Genomic DNA, 21,579 nt, shown 5'->3' with positions numbered 1-21,579 from the left:
TCCGGCAATATTGAATAAGTGATTTAAGCAGATCTGCACAGATTAGATGAGTACTACCAGTATTCTCTGCGATCTCTGCGGTTCCTTTGCGATCTTTGCGTGAACGGTATTTTGGTGTTTACACCAGCACTATCCCAGCCGCGAACCTTCCTGCATCGCCTTTCCTGGCGGAGAAGAAGTGCTGGTTGTGCTTCACGGTGCAGAGGTCTGATGTTTCGATGCGCGAGTCGTCAACACCGAATTCGCGGAGCAGGATCCGGTTGGCCTCCCAGAGATCGAGCCTGGCTTTGTTATCAGCCTGGGGGATCATCAGCCTGTTTTCTTTTCCGAAAGCTTCTGTTACGGAATTTACCACCTCTTCGCCAACCTCATACGATTCCTGGCTTACCGACGGGCCGATGCCTGCCACGAGATCTTTGCCTTCGGTGCCGAAGCGGCGCTTCATCTCTAAGAGTGTTTTTTCCAGGATCCGGGCCACAGTACCCCGCCAGCCGGAGTGAACAGCACCGGCCACGTTGTTTTTGGTATCGTATAAAAGGATCGGCACGCAGTCGGCCGACATTACCGCGATGCAGATTCCCTTCTCGCGGGTGATCAGGGCATCCGTTTCCATCAGCTCGTCTTTGGATGTGTTCCGGGTTACGTTGACGATCCGGGTCTTGTGAACCTGCGATGGAAAATAAAGGTGCGCCTCGTCAACACCCATGGCGGTTGCCAGCAGGCGCCTGTTGTGCTGCACCTCTTCGCGGTATGGTGAGCTGGAGTAGCTGAGCGTGAACTCCTTGCCGTTACGGTTAGAGCTCCTTCCGGAGACAAAATGGTTGATAGACGTTTCTCTTTCCAGGTTTTCAAATTGCCAGAGATCGAGGCCGCCGAGTTGTATTTTTCTCATTTAGTTTTCTGCTTCAAAAGTATGGTTGGTTCGCGCTGTCAGCGACGGTTTTTTTTCCCGTGAAAAGTCGCATGGTTCTAACAGTTTGCAAAAGTATAGTAGTTCCGAAAAGAATCTCGGTCGATGCAAGAAATATCAATGCTTTCGCCAATTCCCCAATTGTCCGGGCGCCCCATACTTTGTAGATGCCGTCAGTTATCAAAAGTACGCCGTAAAGCATGATCAGCGATCCAACGATAAGATTAACCACCTTCAGATCGGTAGTTTGCCCCATCATTCTTTTCGAGGCGGCCCAGTTATACCAGATCGTGAGCAGACACCCGATTCCATGGATCTGGCCTGAAAGATCTGAATACCAATGTGGAAACGTGCCGAAATAAACGATCCCGAAGATCAGATTCAAAGAAGTGAGTTTTTTTGTCATGCATCGAGGATATCCTCAGACCATTGAAAAATAGCAATTTTCAGGTTGAATTCATTTAGCACAACCCTGTAATTGGTGCCACCGTATTATTCTTTACTTTCGCACCCTATGATAGCACCAGCAACCCCCATTCAAGCTCCATCATTAACAACCAAAACAGCCCGCATCGAATCCATTGACCTGTTGCGCGGCGTGGTTATGATCATTATGGCCCTCGACCACGTCAGGGACTATTTTCACGCAGATGCTTTTCTCTACAATCCGCTCGATCTCGGCAAAACCAGTGTTGCGCTGTTCTTTACACGCTGGATCACACATTTTTGCGCACCGGTGTTCGTATTCCTGGCAGGCACCTCGGCGTTCATGGTGGGAAGCAGAAAAGGAAAAAAGGAATTGTCGGCGTTTCTTCTGAAAAGAGGCCTGTGGTTGCTTGTGCTGGAGGTCACCATCATCAATTTTGCGTGGTTCTTCAGCATACAATTCTCGCTGATCGCGCTCACCGTGATCTGGGCCCTCGGTATGGGCATGATCATTCTGGCGGGAGCGGTTCACCTGCCTTTTAAGGCGATCCTGGGGCTGGGCGTTTTACTGGTGGCAGGACACAACCTGCTCGACTCCGTTCATGTGCAGGGGAGTGGCATTGACGCTATCCTGTGGTCGATACTGCACGATTTTAACGGATTTCAGCTCGGGCATTTCTTTCTTTTCGTAGGCTATCCGTTGTTGCCCTGGACTGGCATTATGCTGCTGGGGTATTGTTTCGGCCAGTTGTATCAGCCTTCCGTTGATGCCGCATGGCGCAGGCAAATCCTGCTTCGCCTGGGCTGGACGTTGATCGCACTTTTTGTAGTGATCAGGGGTATCAATATGTATGGTGACCCGGCGCGTTGGTCCATTCAACCAAATCCGGTGTATACGTTCCTGTCATTTCTCAATGTAACCAAGTATCCGCCGTCGTTGTCGTACATCCTGGTGACGCTGGGCCCGGCCATGCTGTTTCTGGCGGCCGCAGAAAAATTCAGGGGAAAACTTTCGCAGTACCTTGTTGGGCTTGGAAGAGTGCCGATGTTCTATTACATCCTGCACCTGTACCTGATCCACATTGTTGCCCTGGTGGCAGCGCTGGCAACAGGTTACAGCCTTGCGGATATGACATTTACCACCTGGGTCACAGATTCACCCAACCTGAAGGGATACGGATTCAGTCTCGGAGTCACGTATGTGGTTTGGGCCGGCGTGGTGCTTTCGCTGTACCCGTTGTGCCTGTGGTACGACCGGTATAAGATGAATCACCGTGAGAAGTGGTGGCTCAGTTATCTTTAGTAAATCGGTAATCGGTATTCGGTAATCAGTTTAAGCGTTGCGCTGTACTGATGACCGGTTACCGATTACCCGATTACCGGTTACTGTTCACCGGTTACCTGATTACCGATAATATATCGCTTCATGGTGGCCAGGGCATCGCCATACGAGGTGGGTTTGCTCACGACTTCCGCGTTCAGGTGTTTGTGTTTCTCCAGTAGCGAAGGGTTGGGCGAAGTGGAATATAGGATGACGATCGTGTCTTTCAGCTTAAGATCTTCACGGATACCGGCGAGGCAGGTGTAGCCGTCCATCCTGGGCATATTGATATCCAGAAAAATAATGTGGGGAAGGTCGATAAAATCGCTGCGGAGAATGCTCAGCGCTTCGTCACCATCCTTGGCTGAAAGCAGGATGATAGAAGAATCGATCTGCCTTATCACTTCCGCAAAGATCTCCTGGTCTTCCGGATCGTCGTCAACATATAGCACAACCATGGCGTAAAACTGCTGAAAAAGTAACCGGGAAAAAAATCGACCGATATTGTAAACTTACATCGCTCTTGCTGTTGTATTAAAAACAAAAGATGTTTTGGTAGGTTACTTATAAGATGTTTGCGGGGAGGTAAAACTATGGTGATAAATTATTGAAAATTAAGAGGCTCTGCATTCAGAGATAGCAACTGCTCCGGATGTTAAGCCTTTTTCAATGCTTTTTTTCGATTCAGCAAAGCTTCCGGGAAACCATTTTTTTCAAGAAATGCTTTGGACTTCTCTGCTTTCTTGACAAAGAAAGGATCGTTTCCGTAATCTCTTACGGCAGTTCTTTTAACTTGTGACTCACTCCCGGATTTTGTTTTAGTAGGCATGCTGATTCCCCTTGTGAACACCAATTTACCTTTTTATTTACGCATAGCCAAAAAAGCCGTATAGTTTACTCCCTTTTTGAAAGGGTGCCAGTTGTTATCAGCAAACCCATAAACAGTTAAAAAAAGTTCAATTTCATTACAGTTAGCAGCGATTGCCATTTGATACAATCTTGTTCTTGCTGGAGTGCTGCCTGTGGCATAGACCATTGCGTCTGGGAAACGCCTTGTAAACTCCAGCACTGTGGCCGCTACTGTAGCGAGTATTCGCTCCCGGTCCTGATTGTTGGAAATTGCTGAGTCATCGATCTTGCCGATTGTCTCGTTCCAGTCGCCAAATCCCAGATTAAAGTAAGTGACACCGTTGGCATTTTGGGGACTGTATCTGACTACTTTTTTTATTTTCCCGTTCGGGCCATTGCTTTCAAATTCAAAATCCAGAAATGTTTCACTGGTAAAGAATGGGTATTTGGGAAGGTCCACGAATCTGCGCTATTATCAGGTACTTCAAATAAAGATACATCGGCATAGCTCAAGTTCTCCTTGTTTTGTTGCGTGAACGTAATAAAGATCAGAACAGGATCTTTTTGTTGTAGTTCTCTGAACGACTTCCGGTCCGAAATTTTAAAACCTGCGATTTGCATTGCGGATTCAATGCCGCAATTGGAAAATAATGGCTGCCATCCGCACTTCAGGAAGAAAACCCACCCTGTTGTCAAAAGAAATATTCACTTCCTTACAGGCTCCGTTACTTTGTATGAGAGACGTCGCATGGCGTCTTTCATCTGTTCTTCCAACTAAAACATGATAGTTATGCTTCAAAAAATTAACTGTAGACCATTGGCGATAAGATCGCTGATGCTGATTGCCCTCTGCGCAACGTTGTTTGCATTTTCGGTGAACCCCGGTGGTGATTCCTTTAGTGTTTATCTTGACAATACATTGCTGCTCGATCAGCACGTGTCGCGGGAGGGCGTGGTAACCAAGACCATCGCGCTGAACGAAAATTCAGGCGGCGAGATGTTAAAGGTCTATTACAGCCATTGTGGCAAGGTGGGTACCGGCAGGGGTATCTCCATCAGGGACGAGCAAAATAAAACGCTGAAGACCTGGAGCTTCCCGGATTCAGAGGCGGGCACTTCCTCCGGTATGAGCTGCCGGGTAAAAGAGATCGTTGCGCTTCAGAAAACCGGCAAAAATGCGGTGTTGAATCTTGTCTACGCATCCAAGGAACTGCCAGACGGAAGACTCCTGGCCAGGATCGCCACCGGAAACAACGATAAGGCCAGTCTCAAATAGACAAAATAAAATACATGCCGGATATTATTAGCTGATCAAGTTTTATTAAATTCGGTATACGAGCCCATTACATTCCTTCGTCGGGAAAGTGATGGGCTTGTTGTTTTTACGTGCAGGCTCAGGGTTGACAATGGCGAACGGTTTGCGTGTGAGCGAAGGGTGGATGTAACAGGCGATAACCTAAACAATCTATCATATGAAAACCAAAGGTAAATTCGTTCTTTTCACCCTGTCCGAATTCAAGGAATACCTCGCCACACTTGATACCACGCGGCTGCGCAAGATCACCCATATTCAAACGCACCATACGTATAGCCCTTCGTATAAACATTTTGATGGCACCAATCATTTTGAAAGGCTCGAAGCCATGGAAAAGTATCATGTGGAAGAAAGAGACTTCAGCGAGATCGGCCAGCACTTTACAACTTTTCCTGATGGAACCATCGCTGTGTGCAGAGACCTGACCAAGTTGCCGGCCTGCATCAAAGGTTTCAATACCGGAGGCATCTGCATCGAGCACCTGGGCAATTTTGATACGGGCAACGATGCCCTTACACCTGAGCACCGTAACACGATCCTGAAAATGACGGCGTTGCTCTGCCTCAAGTTCAGGCTCGAGGTGAATACAAAAAGTGTGGTATACCATCATTGGTTCAGGCTGAGCGATGGCTTCCGCGACAATGGCCTGAATGATCCCACGCTCATGGACCACAAGACCTGCCCAGGAACAGGTTTCTTTGGTGGCAATAAGGTGGAGCATGCCGAAGCCAATTTTATTCCGTTGATCGCGCGGGAATACACGATGTACGCCAACCAGGCGCTTGCCGCAACAGTAGCTGCGCCGAGAAAAGGTATCGTGAATACCGAGTCGCTCAACATCAGGAGCGGCCCCGGCCTGAACTTCGGCAAAACAGGCAGGCTCTCCCGTGGCACAGAAGTAACCATCCTTCAATCCACCGGTGAATGGAAAAAGATCGGTGATGATCAGTGGGTCTTTGGAGAATACCTTCAATTGCGGTAGAAAGAGGTCCACAGTCGACGGACCACGGACCACAGTCTTCCCTTCTGAAACCGGTATCCTGAGCTGAATCTCATTCAACGGAAAGCTCGCGCACGAAGGATCCCCCGATCATTAACTGCGCACTTAATTCGTGTCTCAGTTTCATGCTGCGCACATTGCTTATCGGGAGATCCTTCACTCACACAAGCCGCCCGCGCCCCATCACCGTTCAGGATGACGGCTCCATGGGTGGTTCTGCCGTGGACTGTGGACTGTCGACCGTGGACCATTCGAATCTTACTGCCAACTGCGATAAACCTTTCCCTTTTCGACAAACAACACCATTACACCGGCCAACAACGGCAAGTTACCTGCCAGAACCATTGGTTTTGATTTTCAAATCCTGTGACGTGATTTTCACTGCCTGCGTCTAAGGATCAAATCCATGAGGCGTTGCTTCCGTAAACCTGAGTGAACAAAAAAATCAGGTCTTATGAAAAGCACGATGTTATTATTGATGTTGTCATGGGCAGTGCATTTCCACGCTGCCGCGGATGAGCCCACGTTTAAAGTTTTCAAGATCTCTGAAGCCAACGCGTACAGGGTTATTTATGCCAATCCTGCCTCCGGTGTTATCAAGCTTGAGATCATGAACGATCGGCGGCAAACACTCTACCAGTCGGTGTATCACGCAACCCGCGGTATCAAACTTCCGCTCGATCTTTCGGAGCTTCAGGATGGCAAGTACTATGTTTCCATCAGAGACGGAAAGAATTTCTTCGAACAGGAGATCGACCACGTGCATGAAACGGGTGATTTTATCTTTCATGCAACACCCCTGGCGGGCGACCCAAAAAAATACCTGATCAGCGTCATTACACCTTTTCATACCTCCATAACACTGAGTGTCTATGACTGCAACGGAAAAACGCTCCATCAGCAGCACAGCACCGTGAGAAAGCAGAACGCACTGGTGCTGAACCTGGCAAAGTTTACGGGGCCTTTTGTTTTCGAGCTTACAGATGCTACAGGTAAAAAGAGGGCGGTGTGGCGGTAGGCATGAACAGTTTGAAACGAAAAGCCGCGCTGCGGAAGATCCTGTTCGAGGGAGATCAGCGCCACAATGCGCTGATGATCGGCAACTATGGCGATGTGCGCATCACGGCCCGTGGAAAGTTTGATCTCTCCGGCATGATCTATCTTAAAAATCATACAGCTGAATTCGTGATCCTGGGCGATGGTGTGATCAGGTTTCATGGGTGTTGCAAGCACCTCGTTGTCAGGATCGCGAAAGGCAGCTGCACGATCGACCTTCGCGGAATGGTCAGCAGTGCCGTGCGGTGTATGGAAGTGAGTGGCGACTCAGAAGTGTTGATCGGTCGCACATCGCGCATAGAGCAGGCCAACGTGAAAGGCAGTGCCAGCATACGGTATACCGGGAAGCCGATCATCCTGAACTACTCCATCGGAGGCGATGGTGTGCTGGAGCGTTGCAGCGACTTGCTGAATAATCACCTGTAGCATCTTTGTTACAATCAGCGTAACAGGAATGGTTACCCACTTAAAAATTTGATAACACAGTTCCTGGCAAATTGGTGGAACCGCTGCTGGACCACCCTGAAATCGAGAAATTATTTCTACACACTATCATTTATGATAAGCAACGTGAGCACACGATCCAGGTGAACACGGATGAAGTAGTCTGTGAATTTTTTAAACTGACGAGAGCGTGTGATGCAGAATTACACGAGGTGCTCATCTTCGATGAGACAAAAGAACTCCTGAAGCGAAAGCTTGTGAATGCTCAGGATCCTGAACAGTGACTTCAGTGTTGCGTTAGCCTTGCCCTTTTCTATCCTCCAGTACTGAATTTCCGGCAGATCGTATTTTTGCGTAAATTCCTTAATGGTTGAATAACCTTTTTTTATTCTCAATTCAGCTAACCTCGAGCCGATAACAGTCAAGGTATTCTTAAAGGCTTTATTCGTTTTCATAGCTCAGCATAATCTTGTAGCTGGAAAGAAATAAATCGTGTGCCGAGGCGGCTTATCCCATTCCTGAGATGGTACGATTTTTTATATGCGATTCTGAATGCTTTATGCCGTACGCGGCCATGAGCGTCAAAAAAAAAGAAAAGACCCATCACATGCGGCAGTGGGAGCAGCTTTGTTTACTGCCGGATGTGAATAAACCCTGAGCCTGATTATGAATTTAGAGACGTGTTTGCTTGTGACGGATGACCCCGATGATCACCAGGTGTTTTCAGAAGCCCTTTCCGAAATTTCACCAGGCATCGTGCTGGTGGTTGTTCCCGATAGTGAAAAAGCCATAGAATTACTGAAATCAAAAAAGTTTATCCCTGACTATATTTTCCTGGACCTTTCCATGCATGGAGTCAGGGGTTATGATTTTCTCAGGATACTTAAAAGCGATGATGATCTGAAGCGGATCCCGGCCGTGGTGTATGGCGGCGACGGTGAGCTTGAAGATGCCCGTGACGTTGACATTGCTGCTTTCTTCAGTAAAGACTACAACTACTCCGAGCTTCGCCGCTTCCTGAAAGATATCCTCAATGTTTCTTAGTCGCTTTTGTCTGACGTCGGCCTTTAGAATGCAGTTCACGCAAAGCCGCTAAGAAGCGCAAAGCCCACAAAGTTTTTTTACGCAGCGCACTACCTGCATTTCTCTGCGTTCTTTGTGTTTTTGTATTTTAGCATTAGGCAAAGCCCCATGATGACCAAGCTCTGGAGGAAGCAGTTCAATCCCTGCGATAACCCTAGTTGCTTTTTTTCAGCGTCTTTATTTTTCTGTCCGATCTTTTGGGCAACTGCGCCACAAAATCTTCAAACGATATATTGTGAATGGCGAGGATCCGCAGGAGGCTTTTCAGTGTAATATTGGTTTTTCCGTTCTCGATGCGCCAGTAATGCATCCGTGGCAGTTCATGATCGTATGAAAAAGTTTCATGACTCTTGTACCCCTTTTTTTTGCGAAGTTCGGTGAGCTTGATCCCGATAACATCGAGGAGACCTTCTAAAGATTCTTCTTTCACGCTACCAAAGTCCAAACAAAATAACATTCCCGGTACACCATATAACATACATCTTATGTGATAAATTGCCGCAGGTTTAAACCCGTGGCAATGGTGTGGCCTCTTGAATTGACGGATAAAGTTCGTCAATTTTGCTCCTGGAGCCGTCTGTTGTGAGATTGTGATAAAGACCAAATGCGGTTTCGCGGGGGAGGAATGTTAAAGCATACGCACATGAAAAGAATCCTGATCGTTGAAGATGACCATCGCCTGTCAGAATCCGTATCGTCATCCCTGCAAAAGGAAGGTTACATCTGCCAGCCAGCCTTTGACGGTCAGATGGCCATGAAATACTTTTCGAACAACGACTACCACCTGGTGCTGCTCGACCTCAACCTGCCCAAAATGAACGGCATCGATCTCTGTAAAACATTCAGGGAAGCCAACCCAACCATCCCGATCATCATTATCACTGCCTTTGGCGACATCGACAGCAAAATGGAAGCCTTTAACCTGGGTGCCGATGACTATCTCGTAAAACCTTTTCACCTGAAAGAGCTTTCGGCCAAAGTGAAGGTGTTCCTGAAAAGAGCGGAGCAGTCAGTGCCCGTGGAACCCGTTTACGAGGTGATGAACATCCGGATTGATCCGAATAAAAAGAACGTGGTCTATGAAGGAAAAGAGATCAGCCTGACCCCCAAGGAATACAGCCTGCTTGAGTACTTTGTGAAGAACCGGAACCGTATCATATCCAAGGATGAGCTGGCCGTGAACCTGTGGGACGAAAAATACGGCGTTACACACAACACCATCGAGGTTTATATCAATTTCCTGCGCAGCAAGATCGGCAAGAAGCTGATCCTTACCAAACCCGGGTTCGGTTACTACTTAAATACAGAAGCACAATGAACTACAAGACCAGGCTCACACTGTTGTTCGTAGGGTTGTTCCTGATCGTGCTCACGTCCATCCTTACCTTCATCTATTTCTCCTATGCCGACATGCGGCGCGACGAGTTCTTTGAACGCCTGCACGAGAAAAGTTTTACAACCGCAAGGCTGCTCCTCGAAGTGAAGGGCATCGACAAAGACCTGCTCAAGCTTATCGACCAGAACTCGATCAATAAGATGTACGACGAAAAAGTACTCGTCTTCAATGAAAAGAACGAGCTGATCTACAGCAGCCTCGATGACGAGACCATTCCGTATTCAGAAACGCTGATCAACCAGATCCGCGAAAAGGAGGATAAATTTTATGTCGATAAAGATGGCGACGAAGTGGTGGGCGTTCACTACACAGACCAGGGACATGATTATGTGGTGCTTGCCTCCGCCTACGACACCTACGGCATCAGCAAGCTGGAGAACCTGAAGAACATTGTGATCTTTGCCATGGTGCTGGGCGCAGGACTGATTGCATTGTCAAGTTATTTCTACATCCGCCAGGTGTTCCGCCCCATCGATGCACTGAACCGCTCTATCCAGGTGATCAGTGAGAAGAACCTTCATGCGTTCATCAAAGTAAAAAAGAACAGGGATGAGCTCGATAGGCTTGCCATCAATTACAACCAGATGCTGGAACGGCTCTACAAGGCTTTTGAATCGCAGCGTTCCTTTGTCAGGAATGCATCGCATGAGCTGAAAACTCCATTGGCCCTCATCCAGGGACGGCTCGAGCTGCTGGCGGAAATGGAGCCAAGCCAGGCCGAGGCGAAACAGATCATGACCAACCTGATGAACGATCTCCAGGGCCAGGCCGACCTCATCGACTCATTGCTGCTGATCCAGCGCCTGCAGTCACAGGTGCCTGTCAATACTTCTGCCATCAGGATCGACGAGCTTTTATACGAAAGCGCCGAAGAGCTGGGCCAGTTGTTTCCAGAGAAGATCCAGATCGATATTGCGCAGGCCATTCAATCGGGCGACGAGCTCACACTGAAAGCCAACGCCATGCTGCTGAAGACCTGCTTCAGAAACCTGATCGAGAACGCAGGTCTCTACGGACGCGATGGCCTGAGCATCACGATCGCTCCGTCAGGACATAACGTGGAAATATCTTTCATCAACCGTGGTGACGAGGCTTTGCCGGCAGGACTCATCTTCGAGCCATTTTACCGCCAGCCCAGCCAGCAGGAGAAACCGGGCAATGGCCTGGGCTTATCCATTGTGAAGCAGATCGTGGAGCTCAACGGCGGCCAGGTTTCGTACAGTTTTGAGAACAACTGCCACATATTCAGATTGCTGCTGCCGCAGGCCTGAATTTTAAGCTTTATTTAAGGTGAGGTTTAAGGGGGATTAAAGAACAGGGGTCTTCATTTGTGCGTTCAAAAAAGCCAATGAAGCACGCGATCCCTTTTATGCTTTTGTTGTTACTCGCGGCCGGACTCCGGGCGCAGGACACGCTCAGAATTTCGCTCCATCAGGCCGATAGCCTCCTCGTGGCACGCAACCTTTCGCTGATCGCCTCACAATACGAAGTAGACAAGGCGGAAGCCCGGATCATTCAGCAAAAACTGTTCAGTAACCCTGAGCTGTATACCGAGTGGAACCTGTACAACCCCACGCAGAAACAGTGGCTTGATGCCGGCGCGCAGGGTCAGAAGATCATTCAGTTGCAGCAGGTGTTCCGCATCGCCGGGCAACGCAAGACCTCCATCCGTATAGTGCAGGAAGAAAAGCAGATGACGCAGTGGCAATACTATACACTGGCGCGTAACCTCAGGTATGAGCTGCACTCACGTTATTACAGGGTCTTTTTCCTGAACCATGCCATCAGGGGCATCCGGTCACAGCTGGCACTGCTCAAAAATCTCATCGAGGTTTATACGGCGCAGTATCAGAAAGGCAATATTTCCCTCCAGGAGCTCACGCGACTCAACTCGGTCTATTTTGGCATCAACGACCAGGTGAACGACACGCAGGCCGACCTGCTGCGACTGCAGGAGACCCTCCAGATCCTGCTGGCTGACAACCGCATCATCTGGCCTGCACCAGCGGCGGGCGAAAACACTTTCCCAAAAACAGATTCCCTGCTCGTGTTATCCGCTTTACAGGATAAGGCCCTTGTGAACCGGCCTGAGATAAAAACAGCGGAAAGTTATCAGGCCCAGCGCGAGCTGCAGTACAGTCTCGAAAAACGGCAGCGTGTGCCCAACCTGATGGCGGGCGCGGTGTATGATCAGGCTGGTAGTTATGTGAACAATTACACGGGCGTGAGCGCAGGGTTGCAGATCCCGCTGTTCAATCGCAACCAGGGAAGGATCAGAGAAGCGCGGCTGGACATCGGCCAGGCAAAGATCAATCTGCAATCGCAGCAACAAGAGATCGTGCGTGAAGTGGAGACCGCCTGGAATATTGTGAAGCTGCTGCGCACGCAATACGAATCTACCGGCAGTGAGTTCGAAGACCTGCTGGGCCAGCTGAGCCGTGGCCTGGTAAGCAACTACAGCAAAGGCAATATCTCGCTGCTGGAATTCACCGACCTGTTTGAAGCCTATAACTCCGGTATTATCCGGTATAATCAACTGAAAGCTGACCTGAACAATGCTTATGAAGAACTCGATTATGCAGTGGGTGAGGATGTGCTGCGGTAAGATCGCCCTCCTTACACTTTTATCTGCAACAGCACTGGTTGCCTGCACCACCAGCGACGGCGAAAATGCCGACGACCACAAGACTTTTGTGCTGAGCGATGCCATGCTGAAGAACGTAAAGCTGGATACCGTTACGCGCAGCATGGTGAATGGTGTGCTTGACCTCAATGGCAAAATAGTAGCAGATGAAAACCGTATGGTGGAGGTCTTCCCGATCGTGGGTGGCAATGTGCTGGCCGTGAACGCAGACCTCGGAGATTATGTGAAAAAAGGTCAGACCCTGGCCGTGATCAAAAGTGGCGAGGTGGCCGAATACGACAAAGAGCTGATCGATGCACAGTCAGACGTGCTGGTGGCCGAAAAGAACCTGCACGTGAAGCAGGACCTTTTTGAATCGAAGCTGTCGTCTGAACGGGAGCTTGTCTCCGCCCAGAAAGAGCTGGAGAAAGCGGAAGCTGCCCTGCGAAAGGTGAAAGAAACTTTTTCCATTTATAATTTTAACGAACGATCGGAGTATCACCTGAAAACACCCATCAGCGGTTTTGTGATCTACAAGAACATCAACCGCGACATGACCCTGCCGTCGGGGCAAAGCGAAAGTGTTTTCACCATCGCCGAGCTGGATGAGGTATGGGCTGTTGCCAACGTTTATGAAAGCGATATCTCGCGCATCAGGGAAGGTATGGATGTGACCGTTACCACGCTGAGCTACCAGGGCGAGCAGATCCCCGGAAAAATAGACAAGATCTTTAACGTGCTCGATCCGCAGACCAAGACCATGCGGGTGCGCATCCGCATCCCCAATCCGCAGTTCAAGCTCAAGCCCGAGATGCTGGCTACGGTCAAAGCCAAATACAATGAGTCGAGTGTGCTTCCGTCGGTTCCGTCATCGGCCATCATCTTCGATAACAGCCGCAAGTTTGTGATGATCTTTAAAGACCGCTTCAATATCGAGACCCGCGAAGTAGATGTGTACAAGAGCGCCGACAGCACCACCTGGCTGAGTGCGGGTGTCGAGCCTGGTGAAGTGGTGATCAGTAAAAATCAGCTATTCATTTACGATGCACTGAACGATTAATCCATGAACCGAATCATCAATAACATCGTGGCGTTCTCGCTGAAGAACCGGTTCTTCACTTTTTTTTGGGTGAGCGTCATGATCATTGCCGGCATTGTAAGCTACCGGAATACACCCATCGAAGCATTCCCTGATGTTACCAATACACAGATCATCATTGTTACCGAATGGCAGGGCAGGAGCGCGCAGGAAATAGAACGGTTCGTTTCCATTCCGATAGAGGTGGCCATGAACGCCGTGCAGAAGAAAACCAACGTTCGGTCTATCTCCATGTTCGGTCTGTCGGTGATCAAGATCATCTTCGACGACGATGTGGAGGATTTTTTCGCGCGCCAGCAGGTGAACAATCAGTTGGTGAATGTGGCGCTGCCGGAAGGAGTGGAGCCTGAAGTGCAACCACCCTATGGCCCTACCGGGGAAATATTCCGCTATGTGCTCACCTCCAAAACGAAAGACACGCGTGAGCTGCTGACGGTGCAGAACTGGGTGATCGACCGCCAGCTGCGGGCCGTGGCCGGTGTGGCAGACGTTGTAGCCTTCGGCGGAAGAGAAAAGATCTACGAGATCCAGGTCAATCCTGCCCTGCTGAACCGGTACGAGATCACACCGCTGGATGTGTATGAGGCCGTTAACAAAAGCAATATCAACGTGGGCGGCGATGTGATCGAGAAGAACGGGCAAGCCTATGTGGTGCGGGGCATGGGTCTGCTGAACTCCATCGAAGATATCGAGAACATCATCATCGAAGACAGGGCAGGCGTGCCGATACTGGTCAAAAATGTGGCTACGGTGATCCAGTCAGACCTTCCCCGTGTAGGGCAGGTGGGCCTCGATAAAAATGACGACGTTGTGGAAGGCATAGTGGTGATGCGGAAAGGGGAGAACCCCAGCGAGGTGCTGGGTCGTGTCAAAAGCAAGATCGAAGAGCTGAACGAACGCATCCTGCCCGGAGACGTGCGTATGAAAACATTTTATGACCGCGATGTGCTGATGGATTACACCACGCATACCGTGCTGCACAACCTGGTGGAAGGGATCGTCTTCGTGACGGCCATCGTGCTCATCTTCATGGCCGACTGGCGCACCACCCTCGTGGTGTCCATTATCATTCCATTATCACTGTTGTTTGCCTTCTTCTGTCTCAAGCTCAAGGGCATGAGCGCCAACCTGCTTTCGCTGGGTGCCATCGACTTTGGTATTATCATCGATGGCGCCGTGGTGATGGTGGAGGGACTGTTCGTGGCGCTTGACCATACCGCGGCAAAATATGGTATGGAACGTTTCAACCGGATGAGCAAGCTGGGTCTCATCAAAAAGACCGCGTCGCGAACCGGCAAAGCCGTTTTCTTTTCGAAGCTGATCATTATTACGGCGTTGCTCCCCATCTTCTCATTCCAGAAAGTGGAAGGCAAGATGTTCTCACCGCTGGCCTATACGCTGGGTTTTGCATTGCTCGGGGCGCTCATCTTTACGCTTACCCTGGTGCCGGTGCTCAGTGCCGTGCTGCTGAACAAGAACGTAAAAGAAAAGCACACGTTCATTGTCAGGTTTTTCGAACGCATCGTGGCGAAGGGGTTCAACTGGACCTTCTCTCATAAGAAAATAAGTCTTGCGGTTGCCTTTTTGATCGTGGCAGGTACTTTGTTTTCCCTGCGCTGGATGGGCACTGAGTTTCTTCCACAACTGAATGAAGGAGCTTTGTGGGTGGAAGCCAAGATGCCCATGAGCATGTCGCTGAACGAAACGGTGAAGATGGTGCATACGCTGCGGCAGGAGATCGGGCAGTTCAAGGAAGTGAACGGTGTGCTGTCACAGACGGGTCGGTCGAATGATGGAACGGACCCCAGCGGATTCTATTATGTGCAGATGCAGGTGAACCTCAAACCTAAAAGTGAGTGGGGGAGAAAGATCAGCATGGATGGCCTGATCAGCGAAATGGATCACGAATTGAAAAAATACCAGGGCATCAATTATAACTATTCGCAGCCCATTATCGACAATGTTGCCGAGGCGGTAGCGGGTATGAATGCCAACAATGCGGTGAAGATCTTCGGCCCTGACCTGAACGTGCTCGATAAGCTGGCAGGTGAGGTGCTGGCGAACATCAAAGATGTGAAAGGTATCAAAGATGCCGGCATCCTGCGCAATGTGGGTCAGCCCGAGATCCAGATCAGGCTGCATGATCATAAGATGGCGCTGTACGGTGTTACCACGGCCAATGCCCAGGCCGTTATTGAAATGGCCATCGGTGGAAAAACAGCCACCGTCATGTACGAAGGTGAGCGCAAGTTCGACATCCGGTTGCGTTTCCCTTACGAATACCGGAAATCGGAAGATGAGATCAGGAACATCCTGGTGCCCACGCTGAACGGCAGCAAGGTTGCCCTCAACGAGATCGCCACCATTACATCCATCACGGGGCCGGCATTCATTTACCGCGATAACAACAGCAGGTTCATCGGCGTGAAGTTCACTGTTCGCGAGCGTGACCTCGGAAGTACCATTGCCGAAGCACAGGCGCGGGTGAACGCAAAAGTGCACATCCCGCAGGGATACTCCATCCACTGGACGGGTGAGTTCGAGAACCAGGTGCGGGCTACCGGCAGGTTATCGCAGGTGGTGCCGCTGAGTCTCATCGCCATCTTTGTGCTTCTGTTCATCACGTTTGGCAACGCCAGGGATGCGGGTCTTGTGCTGATCAATGTGCCGTTTGCGCTCATCGGTGGTATACTGGCTTTGCATATCACGGGTATCAACTTCGGGATCTCGGCGGGTGTGGGGTTCATTGCGCTCTTCGGCATCTGTGTGCAGAACGGCGTGATCCTGATCTCGGAGTTCAATGAGAACCTGAGGATGCACATGAGTCTTCCGGAGGCTATCAGCGCCGGCATCAGGAGCAGGACAAGGCCGGTGGTGATGACGGCCATGATGGCTTCCATTGGCTTGTTGCCGGCGGCCATCTCAACAGGAATAGGATCGGAAAGCCAGAAGCCACTGGCGGTTGTGATTATCGGGGGGTTGATCACAGCCACGATCCTTATCCTGCTGGTGTTCCCGATCTTTTATGAGCTGGTGAACCGCAAGAAAGTCAAACCATGATCCTACGCCACAATTCTGTTTCTTCTCACGGTAAAGACCATCAATGCCAGCGTGCCCGCAAAAGCATACAGCATGAGCATGACCACGGGAAGTTTGGTGACGTTGTTGTTCACGGCATGTACATCGATGCAGGCGGAAAGCAGCGTTAATCCCAGGCCGGCACCCAGAAAATAGGCTGTGGCACTGATGCTGGAGGCTAGCCCGTGCTGGCTTTCAGGAACCGGTTGAACACAGATCACCGTAAGCGTGGTAAAGCAGGTAGCTATACCGATACCCGATACACAGGCAAAAGAGATCAGCAGCAGCACCAGGTTATACCCGAAGCTCATGGCACAGAGCAGTGCACAAGCTCCCATTACCATCAACAGCATACCTGCAATGGCGGTCTGGAACGGATCAAATCTTTTTAGCACGGCGGGCAGCATCACTTTTCCCACCACAGCGGAAAGAATGCTGAATGGAAAAAGCATGAGGCCTGCCTGCGCGGCAGAGAATTGCAGGTTGTTTTGAAGCAGCAGCGACGCGATAAAAAGGAAACCGGTGAAGAAAGCACCCAGCAGCACCATGGCAACGTTGCCCGTGATGATCTGCCCCGCCCTGAACAGGGAGAATTGAATGAATGGCTCCTGTTGTGTGTTCAGTCGGTGGATCAGCCACTTTAGGGCCAGTGTTGTACCGGCAGCGAGCGTGAGGATCAGCAGGACATGGTGCCGGAAAGATCCAGCCAGGTGGATCATGTAAGACAAGGCTACCAATATCGCCGAGATCAGCACGCCTGAAAGGACGTCGGGTAAACGTCGCTGCGAGGATGAAACATCACGATCGATGTACAGGGCTGCGGCCAGCAGGGCGAGGGTGATAACCGGGATGTTGATATAGAACACTGCCTGCCAGCCGAACTGTGTTGCAATGAGGCCGCCCACGGAGAGGCCACTGCCAGAACCGATCGCCGCGAAAGAGCTGAAGATACCGATGGCTTTGCTCCTTTCTCTTTGTTCAGTGAAGGTGTTGGTGATGATGGACAGTGCGGAGGGCATGATCAGCGCCGCGGCAATGCCTTGCGTGGCGCGGAACAACGCCAGCATGGCGAACCGATCGGAAAGTGCAGCACCCAGAGACGTGAGCAGAAAAAGCATTGCGCCGGCCATGAACACTTTTTTCCGGCCCATCACATCGGCCAGCTTGCCGCCGATGATGAGGAACCCTCCGTAAAGCAATACGTATAAGGTCTGCAGCCACTGCACCTGGTCGTTGGCGAGCTTGAATTGCTCCTGGATCAGGGGCATGGCAAGGTTGACAATGGCGATATCGAGCGCTTCAAAAAATACGCTGACCGAGGCTGTGATGAGTATGATATTCTTCCGCGAGATCATGTGCAAATTGCATAGCAGATACACGCAAAGATTATAACTTTGTTTCCGGATTAAAACGAACCCGGTTCATTTCAGAACATCTTACCTGTTTTTGAATCGTTATCAGAACAAAATACTTTTCGGCTATGGCAGATCACAACGGAACAGAACAAGATCAGTCTTCATTCGTCATGGATGAAAAAGATTACGAGATCCTGCGGTTGCTCCAGGAGAATGCCAAGCTCACCGTGCGGGAAGTTTCTGCGAAGATCCACCTGAGCGCCACGCCCACGCATGAGCGCATCAAACGCCTTGAAAAACACAAGATCATCAAACAGTATGCTGCGCTGCTCGACAACCGGAAGGTGAACAAACGCATCATGGTGTTGTGCCAGGTGTCGCTGAAAGATCACGACAAAAAAACAGCACAGGCTTTTGTGACCGGTATCACCAGGTTCAAGGAAGTGATCGAGTGTTATAATATCTCCGGCGACTTTGACTTTATGCTGAAGATCGTCTCCGAAAGTATGGAAAGCTACCACCACTTCTTCATCAACTACCTCAGCGAGGTGAAAGGTATCGGCCAGACCAAAAGTATCTTTGTAATGGATGTGATCAAGGAGACACATCAGCTGATTTGAGGTACGAGGTACGATGACTGCAGACCGGGCTAGCTCACTTCGTACCTCGTAAATCGTACTTCGTATTTTTACCATACCTTGGTGGCGAAGAACGAAGATCTCAAGCGACATAAAAAAAAGCGACCTATACAATAGGCCGCTTCATCAAGAGAAAGAGAGAGGGAACTTTTAGAGAGGGTCCTTCTATTCTTTTACATTTCCATTACACTGTCTGTCGCTGACAATATTCGATTGAACGACCAGCCGTAGCGTTGTATCTTTGCGTGTTGTCATTTTCATCGTATCAGCTTTTTAATTGCGTCCATCGCTCAAAACTTCATGCCTAAAGGGAGAATCATCGTTCTACGGAAAATTTCATCGGTCAGGAAGTGCAGATGTAGAGTTATTTGACCCAAATAAGAAGTAAGATCACGGCTGCTCTACAACTGGTCGCCGGTTGCCAGTTGCCAGCTAGCCGGTTAAGACGTGCACAGTCTTCACGGCAGAGTTCCAATCCCAAGATCGAAGCACTATAAGATACTTTAATACCGAAACGAAACCGGCCACCGGAACCGGCCACCAGTTCCAAACGGATTAATGATACGAAACCGGCTCCTGGCTTTCCGGCTATTCAAATACGGAATTTACCTAATTCATAAATGAGTAAGCAGTATCATGGAATATCCAGTAAATTAAGGCAGATAACCTTAAGCCATTTAATACTATGATGAATGCATTTTTGAAACGCGGCACATTATCGCTGTTGATCATGATCACCGTAGCCCTGACAGCACAGGCACAGAAAGACGGCTGGATCACCCTGTTCGATGGCAAAACATTCAACGGCTGGAAAGCAAGCGAGAACCCGGCAACGTTCACCATTGAAGACGGAAAGATCGTTGTGAATGGCACCAGGGCTCATTTGTTCTACATGGGCGATGTGCAGGATCACAACTTCAAGAACTTCGAGTTCAAGGCCGACGTGATGACCACGCCCGGTTCCAACTCCGGTATGTTCATTCACACCGCTTACCAGGAAACAGGATGGCCTTCCAAAGGTTATGAGATCCAGGTGAACGCCACGCACACCGACTGGCGCAAAACTTCCAGTATTTACGCTGTTCAGGATGTCAAGATCCCGGCGCACAAAGACAATGAGTGGTTCACACAATCGATCATCGTGCGCGGAAAGAAGATCACCGTAAAAGTGAACGATGAGATCGTGAATGAGTACACCACCGGCGACGATAGCCGACTCTCTTCCGGCACCTTCGCCCTGCAGGGACACGACCCGAAAAGCAAAGTGTATTACAGGAATGTGATGGTGAAACCACTTCCTGAGTAGTTCAAAGTCGATGGTCCATAGTCCATGGTCCATAGCAGTGCAGTGTGAACTTTAACTATCGTGCCTCTAGCATCAAAGGCGTAAAAGCTACGGCGGTCCAGGAGATCGCAGGCAAAACAGGTAGTATTGCACTATACCAACCATGGACTATCGACCATGGACCATCGACTATTTAATTCCCAAAACCGAACACTTCAGCAGTCACCGGGCACTGCCATTCAAACATATTCTCCAATTTTCTCCGTCAATCTTTAAACTTTCACGATTTCTTTTTCGTATATCGTCGATAACTTTAACCACTATCGAGCGCTCATGAAAAAGATAGACATCCTGAATTTCATCACTAACTTCAGAAAATCGCCCAACGATATTAAAACCCACACACAGCTTGTGTCACACCTGGGCGTCACCAACGAGGAGCAGATCAATGCCTTTGTTGCAGAGCTCAAACAGACCCGTGTGCTCAGAGAAACAGAGCTGAATGGCGAAAAAGCCTATCAGGTGGTAACAAAATAAGGTTGTGGCCTCCATCGAGGCTTTTCCCACATCCCGGCAGTTATACAGTAACTCCAGGGCAATCTTTTAATTCCAATTTAATTTCCCATTAATGCCCTGCTTATCCGGGGCATGTTACTTAGCGCATAGTAATTCTTATTTTTTCAGGGCGCAGGAGTTGAAGGGTTGACTCACGAAAGCTGCGTGCTGGTGTTTGATAAAGCCGGTCGTCCACGATCGGCTTTATTCTTATCACCCAAACTGACCTCCTTACTTCTTAATTCTTACTCCTTACTCCTATTCTACCTTCCCTTCCGGCTACTGACTCCTGGCTCCTGACTTCTTTTTCTTATATTTGTCTGACTTTGCTCAAGGGGTGCCTTTGTTTGTGCCGCGCTGCAGGCGTTGGCCAGCTGAAAAACAGGCTGAGATTATACCCATTGGAAGTAAACTTCCATACACCTGATCTGGATAATACCAGCGTAGGAATGAGAATAATACCGGATGTATTTTGTGCATTCGCACCACGGGGCAATGGCTAGAACCATTGATCTATGTTAAATTTTCAGGAATGGCTCAACCTGCTTCGCGACCAGGTTGTTCATATCGATGCGATCCAGTGTGCCGTGCTGGTGCTGGGAGTCACAGAAGTGCTGCTGGCGAGGGCCAACAAGATCTGGCTGTATCCCGCAGGTATTGCCGCAACCACTTTGTCTGTCTACAGTCTTTTCAAAGCGCAGCTCTATGCCGAGTCGCTGCTGAATCTTTACTACCTCGTGATGAGCATCTACGGTTGGTGGTATTGGACCACACGCAAGAATGAAGTGCCCGTGCAGGTGAGCTTCACCACGCGCAGGGAGTGGATCATCACTGCGGCGATCGCGCTCGGCGGATGTTGTGCCCTTTATTTTGCGCTCGCAACTTTCACGTCTTCAGATGTGCCCCTGTGGGATGCGTGGATCAGCGCCACCGCGTGGGCCGGCATGTGGTTACTGGCCAGGCGCAAGGTGGAGAACTGGGTGCTGCTCAACATCTCCAACGCCTTCGCGGTGCCCCTGTTGTTTCACAAAGACCTGCCGTTGTTTGCCCTGCTTACCATCTTCCTGTTTATCGTGGCGTGTATCGGTTATGTAGACTGGGTGAAGATCGCCAGAAGGCAATTACGTGTGGCAAAAGTATGAACGA

General features: G+C 49.7%; 23 protein-coding genes. 15 read left to right on the top strand and 8 right to left on the bottom strand.

Annotated elements, in window-relative coordinates:
* Positions 1-118: 118 nt before the first annotated feature.
* Together pgeF and KK083_RS28240 are read right to left on the bottom strand one after the other, a co-directional pair.
* A complete protein-coding gene (gene pgeF, locus KK083_RS28245; RefSeq protein ID WP_254169502.1) occupies positions 119-892 on the bottom strand; it encodes a peptidoglycan editing factor PgeF in 774 nt (257 codons plus the stop codon).
* Positions 893-905: 13 nt separating this feature from the next.
* Positions 906-1,316, bottom strand: coding sequence for a hypothetical protein (locus tag KK083_RS28240; RefSeq protein ID WP_254169501.1), 411 nt, complete (start codon positions 1,314-1,316; stop codon positions 906-908).
* A 108-nt stretch (positions 1,317-1,424) separates the two neighbouring features.
* Here KK083_RS28240 and KK083_RS28235 point away from each other — a divergent pair, with 108 nt between their 5' ends.
* On the top strand, positions 1,425-2,639 hold the full coding sequence (locus tag KK083_RS28235) for an acetyltransferase domain-containing protein (protein WP_254169500.1): 1,215 nt from the start codon (positions 1,425-1,427) through the stop codon (positions 2,637-2,639).
* Positions 2,640-2,719: 80 nt separating this feature from the next.
* On the opposite strand, the gene KK083_RS28230 is transcribed toward KK083_RS28235, so the two are convergent.
* The 3 genes from KK083_RS28230 to KK083_RS28220 form a co-directional block, all read right to left on the bottom strand.
* Positions 2,720-3,115: a response regulator gene (locus KK083_RS28230; RefSeq protein ID WP_254169499.1), complete on the bottom strand. Its 396-nt coding sequence runs from the start codon at positions 3,113-3,115 to the stop codon at positions 2,720-2,722.
* A gap of 197 nt (positions 3,116-3,312) precedes the next feature.
* Entirely contained in the window at positions 3,313-3,486 is a 174-nt protein-coding gene (locus KK083_RS28225; RefSeq protein WP_254169498.1) for a hypothetical protein, read from the bottom strand.
* Positions 3,487-3,519: 33 nt separating this feature from the next.
* On the bottom strand, positions 3,520-3,966 hold the full coding sequence (locus KK083_RS28220) for a DUF6934 family protein (RefSeq protein ID WP_254169497.1): 447 nt from the start codon (positions 3,964-3,966) through the stop codon (positions 3,520-3,522).
* 330 nt (positions 3,967-4,296) lie between these two features.
* Between KK083_RS28220 and KK083_RS28215 the strand changes: the two genes are divergently transcribed.
* The 4 genes from KK083_RS28215 (at position 4,297) to KK083_RS28200 (ending at position 7,303) form a co-directional block, all read left to right on the top strand.
* The gene (locus tag KK083_RS28215; protein WP_254169496.1) at positions 4,297-4,782 is read left to right on the top strand and encodes a hypothetical protein; all 486 of its coding nucleotides are present in this window, start codon (positions 4,297-4,299) and stop codon (positions 4,780-4,782) included.
* A gap of 196 nt (positions 4,783-4,978) precedes the next feature.
* The gene (locus tag KK083_RS28210; protein ID WP_254169495.1) at positions 4,979-5,803 is read left to right on the top strand and encodes an N-acetylmuramoyl-L-alanine amidase; all 825 of its coding nucleotides are present in this window, start codon (positions 4,979-4,981) and stop codon (positions 5,801-5,803) included.
* A gap of 472 nt (positions 5,804-6,275) precedes the next feature.
* Positions 6,276-6,839, top strand: coding sequence for a T9SS type A sorting domain-containing protein (locus KK083_RS28205; RefSeq protein WP_254169494.1), 564 nt, complete (start codon positions 6,276-6,278; stop codon positions 6,837-6,839).
* Positions 6,830-7,303: a head GIN domain-containing protein gene (locus tag KK083_RS28200; protein WP_254169493.1), complete on the top strand. Its 474-nt coding sequence runs from the start codon at positions 6,830-6,832 to the stop codon at positions 7,301-7,303. Before KK083_RS28205 ends, KK083_RS28200 begins: the two co-directional genes overlap by 10 nt.
* Positions 7,304-7,524: 221 nt before the next feature.
* Here the strand turns inward: KK083_RS28200 and KK083_RS28195 are convergent, their stop codons facing one another.
* Complete coding sequence (locus tag KK083_RS28195) at positions 7,525-7,776, bottom strand: helix-turn-helix domain-containing protein (RefSeq protein WP_254169492.1); 252 nt, start codon at positions 7,774-7,776, stop codon at positions 7,525-7,527.
* Between the two features lie 211 nt (positions 7,777-7,987).
* Between KK083_RS28195 and KK083_RS28190 the strand changes: the two genes are divergently transcribed.
* On the top strand, positions 7,988-8,365 hold the full coding sequence (locus KK083_RS28190) for a response regulator (protein WP_254169491.1): 378 nt from the start codon (positions 7,988-7,990) through the stop codon (positions 8,363-8,365).
* A gap of 193 nt (positions 8,366-8,558) precedes the next feature.
* Here the strand turns inward: KK083_RS28190 and KK083_RS28185 are convergent, their stop codons facing one another.
* Positions 8,559-8,834, bottom strand: a complete 276-nt coding sequence (locus KK083_RS28185; RefSeq protein WP_254169490.1) for a helix-turn-helix domain-containing protein — start codon at positions 8,832-8,834, stop codon at positions 8,559-8,561.
* Positions 8,835-9,047: 213 nt separating this feature from the next.
* Here KK083_RS28185 and KK083_RS28180 point away from each other — a divergent pair, with 213 nt between their 5' ends.
* The 5 genes from KK083_RS28180 to KK083_RS28160 all read left to right on the top strand — a co-directional run bounded on the left by KK083_RS28180 (position 9,048) and on the right by KK083_RS28160 (position 16,582).
* Positions 9,048-9,722: a response regulator transcription factor gene (locus KK083_RS28180; protein ID WP_254169489.1), complete on the top strand. Its 675-nt coding sequence runs from the start codon at positions 9,048-9,050 to the stop codon at positions 9,720-9,722.
* The gene (locus KK083_RS28175; RefSeq protein WP_254169488.1) at positions 9,719-11,071 is read left to right on the top strand and encodes a sensor histidine kinase; all 1,353 of its coding nucleotides are present in this window, start codon (positions 9,719-9,721) and stop codon (positions 11,069-11,071) included. The genes KK083_RS28180 and KK083_RS28175 overlap by 4 nt, the downstream gene beginning before the upstream one ends.
* Before the next feature lie 98 nt (positions 11,072-11,169).
* A complete protein-coding gene (locus KK083_RS28170) occupies positions 11,170-12,405 on the top strand; it encodes a TolC family protein (RefSeq protein ID WP_254169487.1) in 1,236 nt (411 codons plus the stop codon).
* Complete coding sequence (locus KK083_RS28165) at positions 12,362-13,483, top strand: efflux RND transporter periplasmic adaptor subunit (protein WP_254169486.1); 1,122 nt, start codon at positions 12,362-12,364, stop codon at positions 13,481-13,483. Before KK083_RS28170 ends, KK083_RS28165 begins: the two co-directional genes overlap by 44 nt.
* A 3-nt stretch (positions 13,484-13,486) precedes the next feature.
* Entirely contained in the window at positions 13,487-16,582 is a 3,096-nt protein-coding gene (locus KK083_RS28160) for an efflux RND transporter permease subunit (protein ID WP_254169485.1), read from the top strand.
* A 2-nt stretch (positions 16,583-16,584) separates the two neighbouring features.
* Here KK083_RS28160 and KK083_RS28155 read toward each other — a convergent pair whose 3' ends face one another.
* Positions 16,585-17,955 (bottom strand): MFS transporter, encoded by a 1,371-nt coding sequence (locus KK083_RS28155; protein ID WP_254169484.1) that lies wholly within the window; start codon positions 17,953-17,955, stop codon positions 16,585-16,587.
* A 125-nt stretch (positions 17,956-18,080) separates the two neighbouring features.
* On the opposite strand from KK083_RS28155, the gene KK083_RS28150 reads away from it, so the two are divergent.
* From KK083_RS28150 to pnuC, 4 genes are all read left to right on the top strand, one after another.
* Positions 18,081-18,575, top strand: coding sequence for an Lrp/AsnC family transcriptional regulator (locus KK083_RS28150; protein WP_254169483.1), 495 nt, complete (start codon positions 18,081-18,083; stop codon positions 18,573-18,575).
* 706 nt (positions 18,576-19,281) lie between these two features.
* Positions 19,282-19,899, top strand: coding sequence for a 3-keto-disaccharide hydrolase (locus KK083_RS28145; protein WP_438834733.1), 618 nt, complete (start codon positions 19,282-19,284; stop codon positions 19,897-19,899).
* A 312-nt stretch (positions 19,900-20,211) separates the two neighbouring features.
* On the top strand, positions 20,212-20,415 hold the full coding sequence (locus tag KK083_RS28140; RefSeq protein WP_254169481.1) for a hypothetical protein: 204 nt from the start codon (positions 20,212-20,214) through the stop codon (positions 20,413-20,415).
* Positions 20,416-20,948: 533 nt separating this feature from the next.
* Positions 20,949-21,575, top strand: a complete 627-nt coding sequence (pnuC, locus tag KK083_RS28135) for a nicotinamide riboside transporter PnuC (protein ID WP_254169480.1) — start codon at positions 20,949-20,951, stop codon at positions 21,573-21,575.
* The last annotated feature ends 4 nt before the right edge of the window (positions 21,576-21,579 follow it).

Origin of the sequence: Chryseosolibacter histidinae, from assembly GCF_018598225.1 — a bacterium.
In the GTDB taxonomy this organism is placed as follows: domain Bacteria; phylum Bacteroidota; class Bacteroidia; order Cytophagales; family Cyclobacteriaceae; genus Chryseosolibacter; species Chryseosolibacter histidini.
The sequence above is the reverse complement of the archived record's forward strand: the minus strand, read 5'-3'. Positions and strand labels throughout refer to the sequence as shown.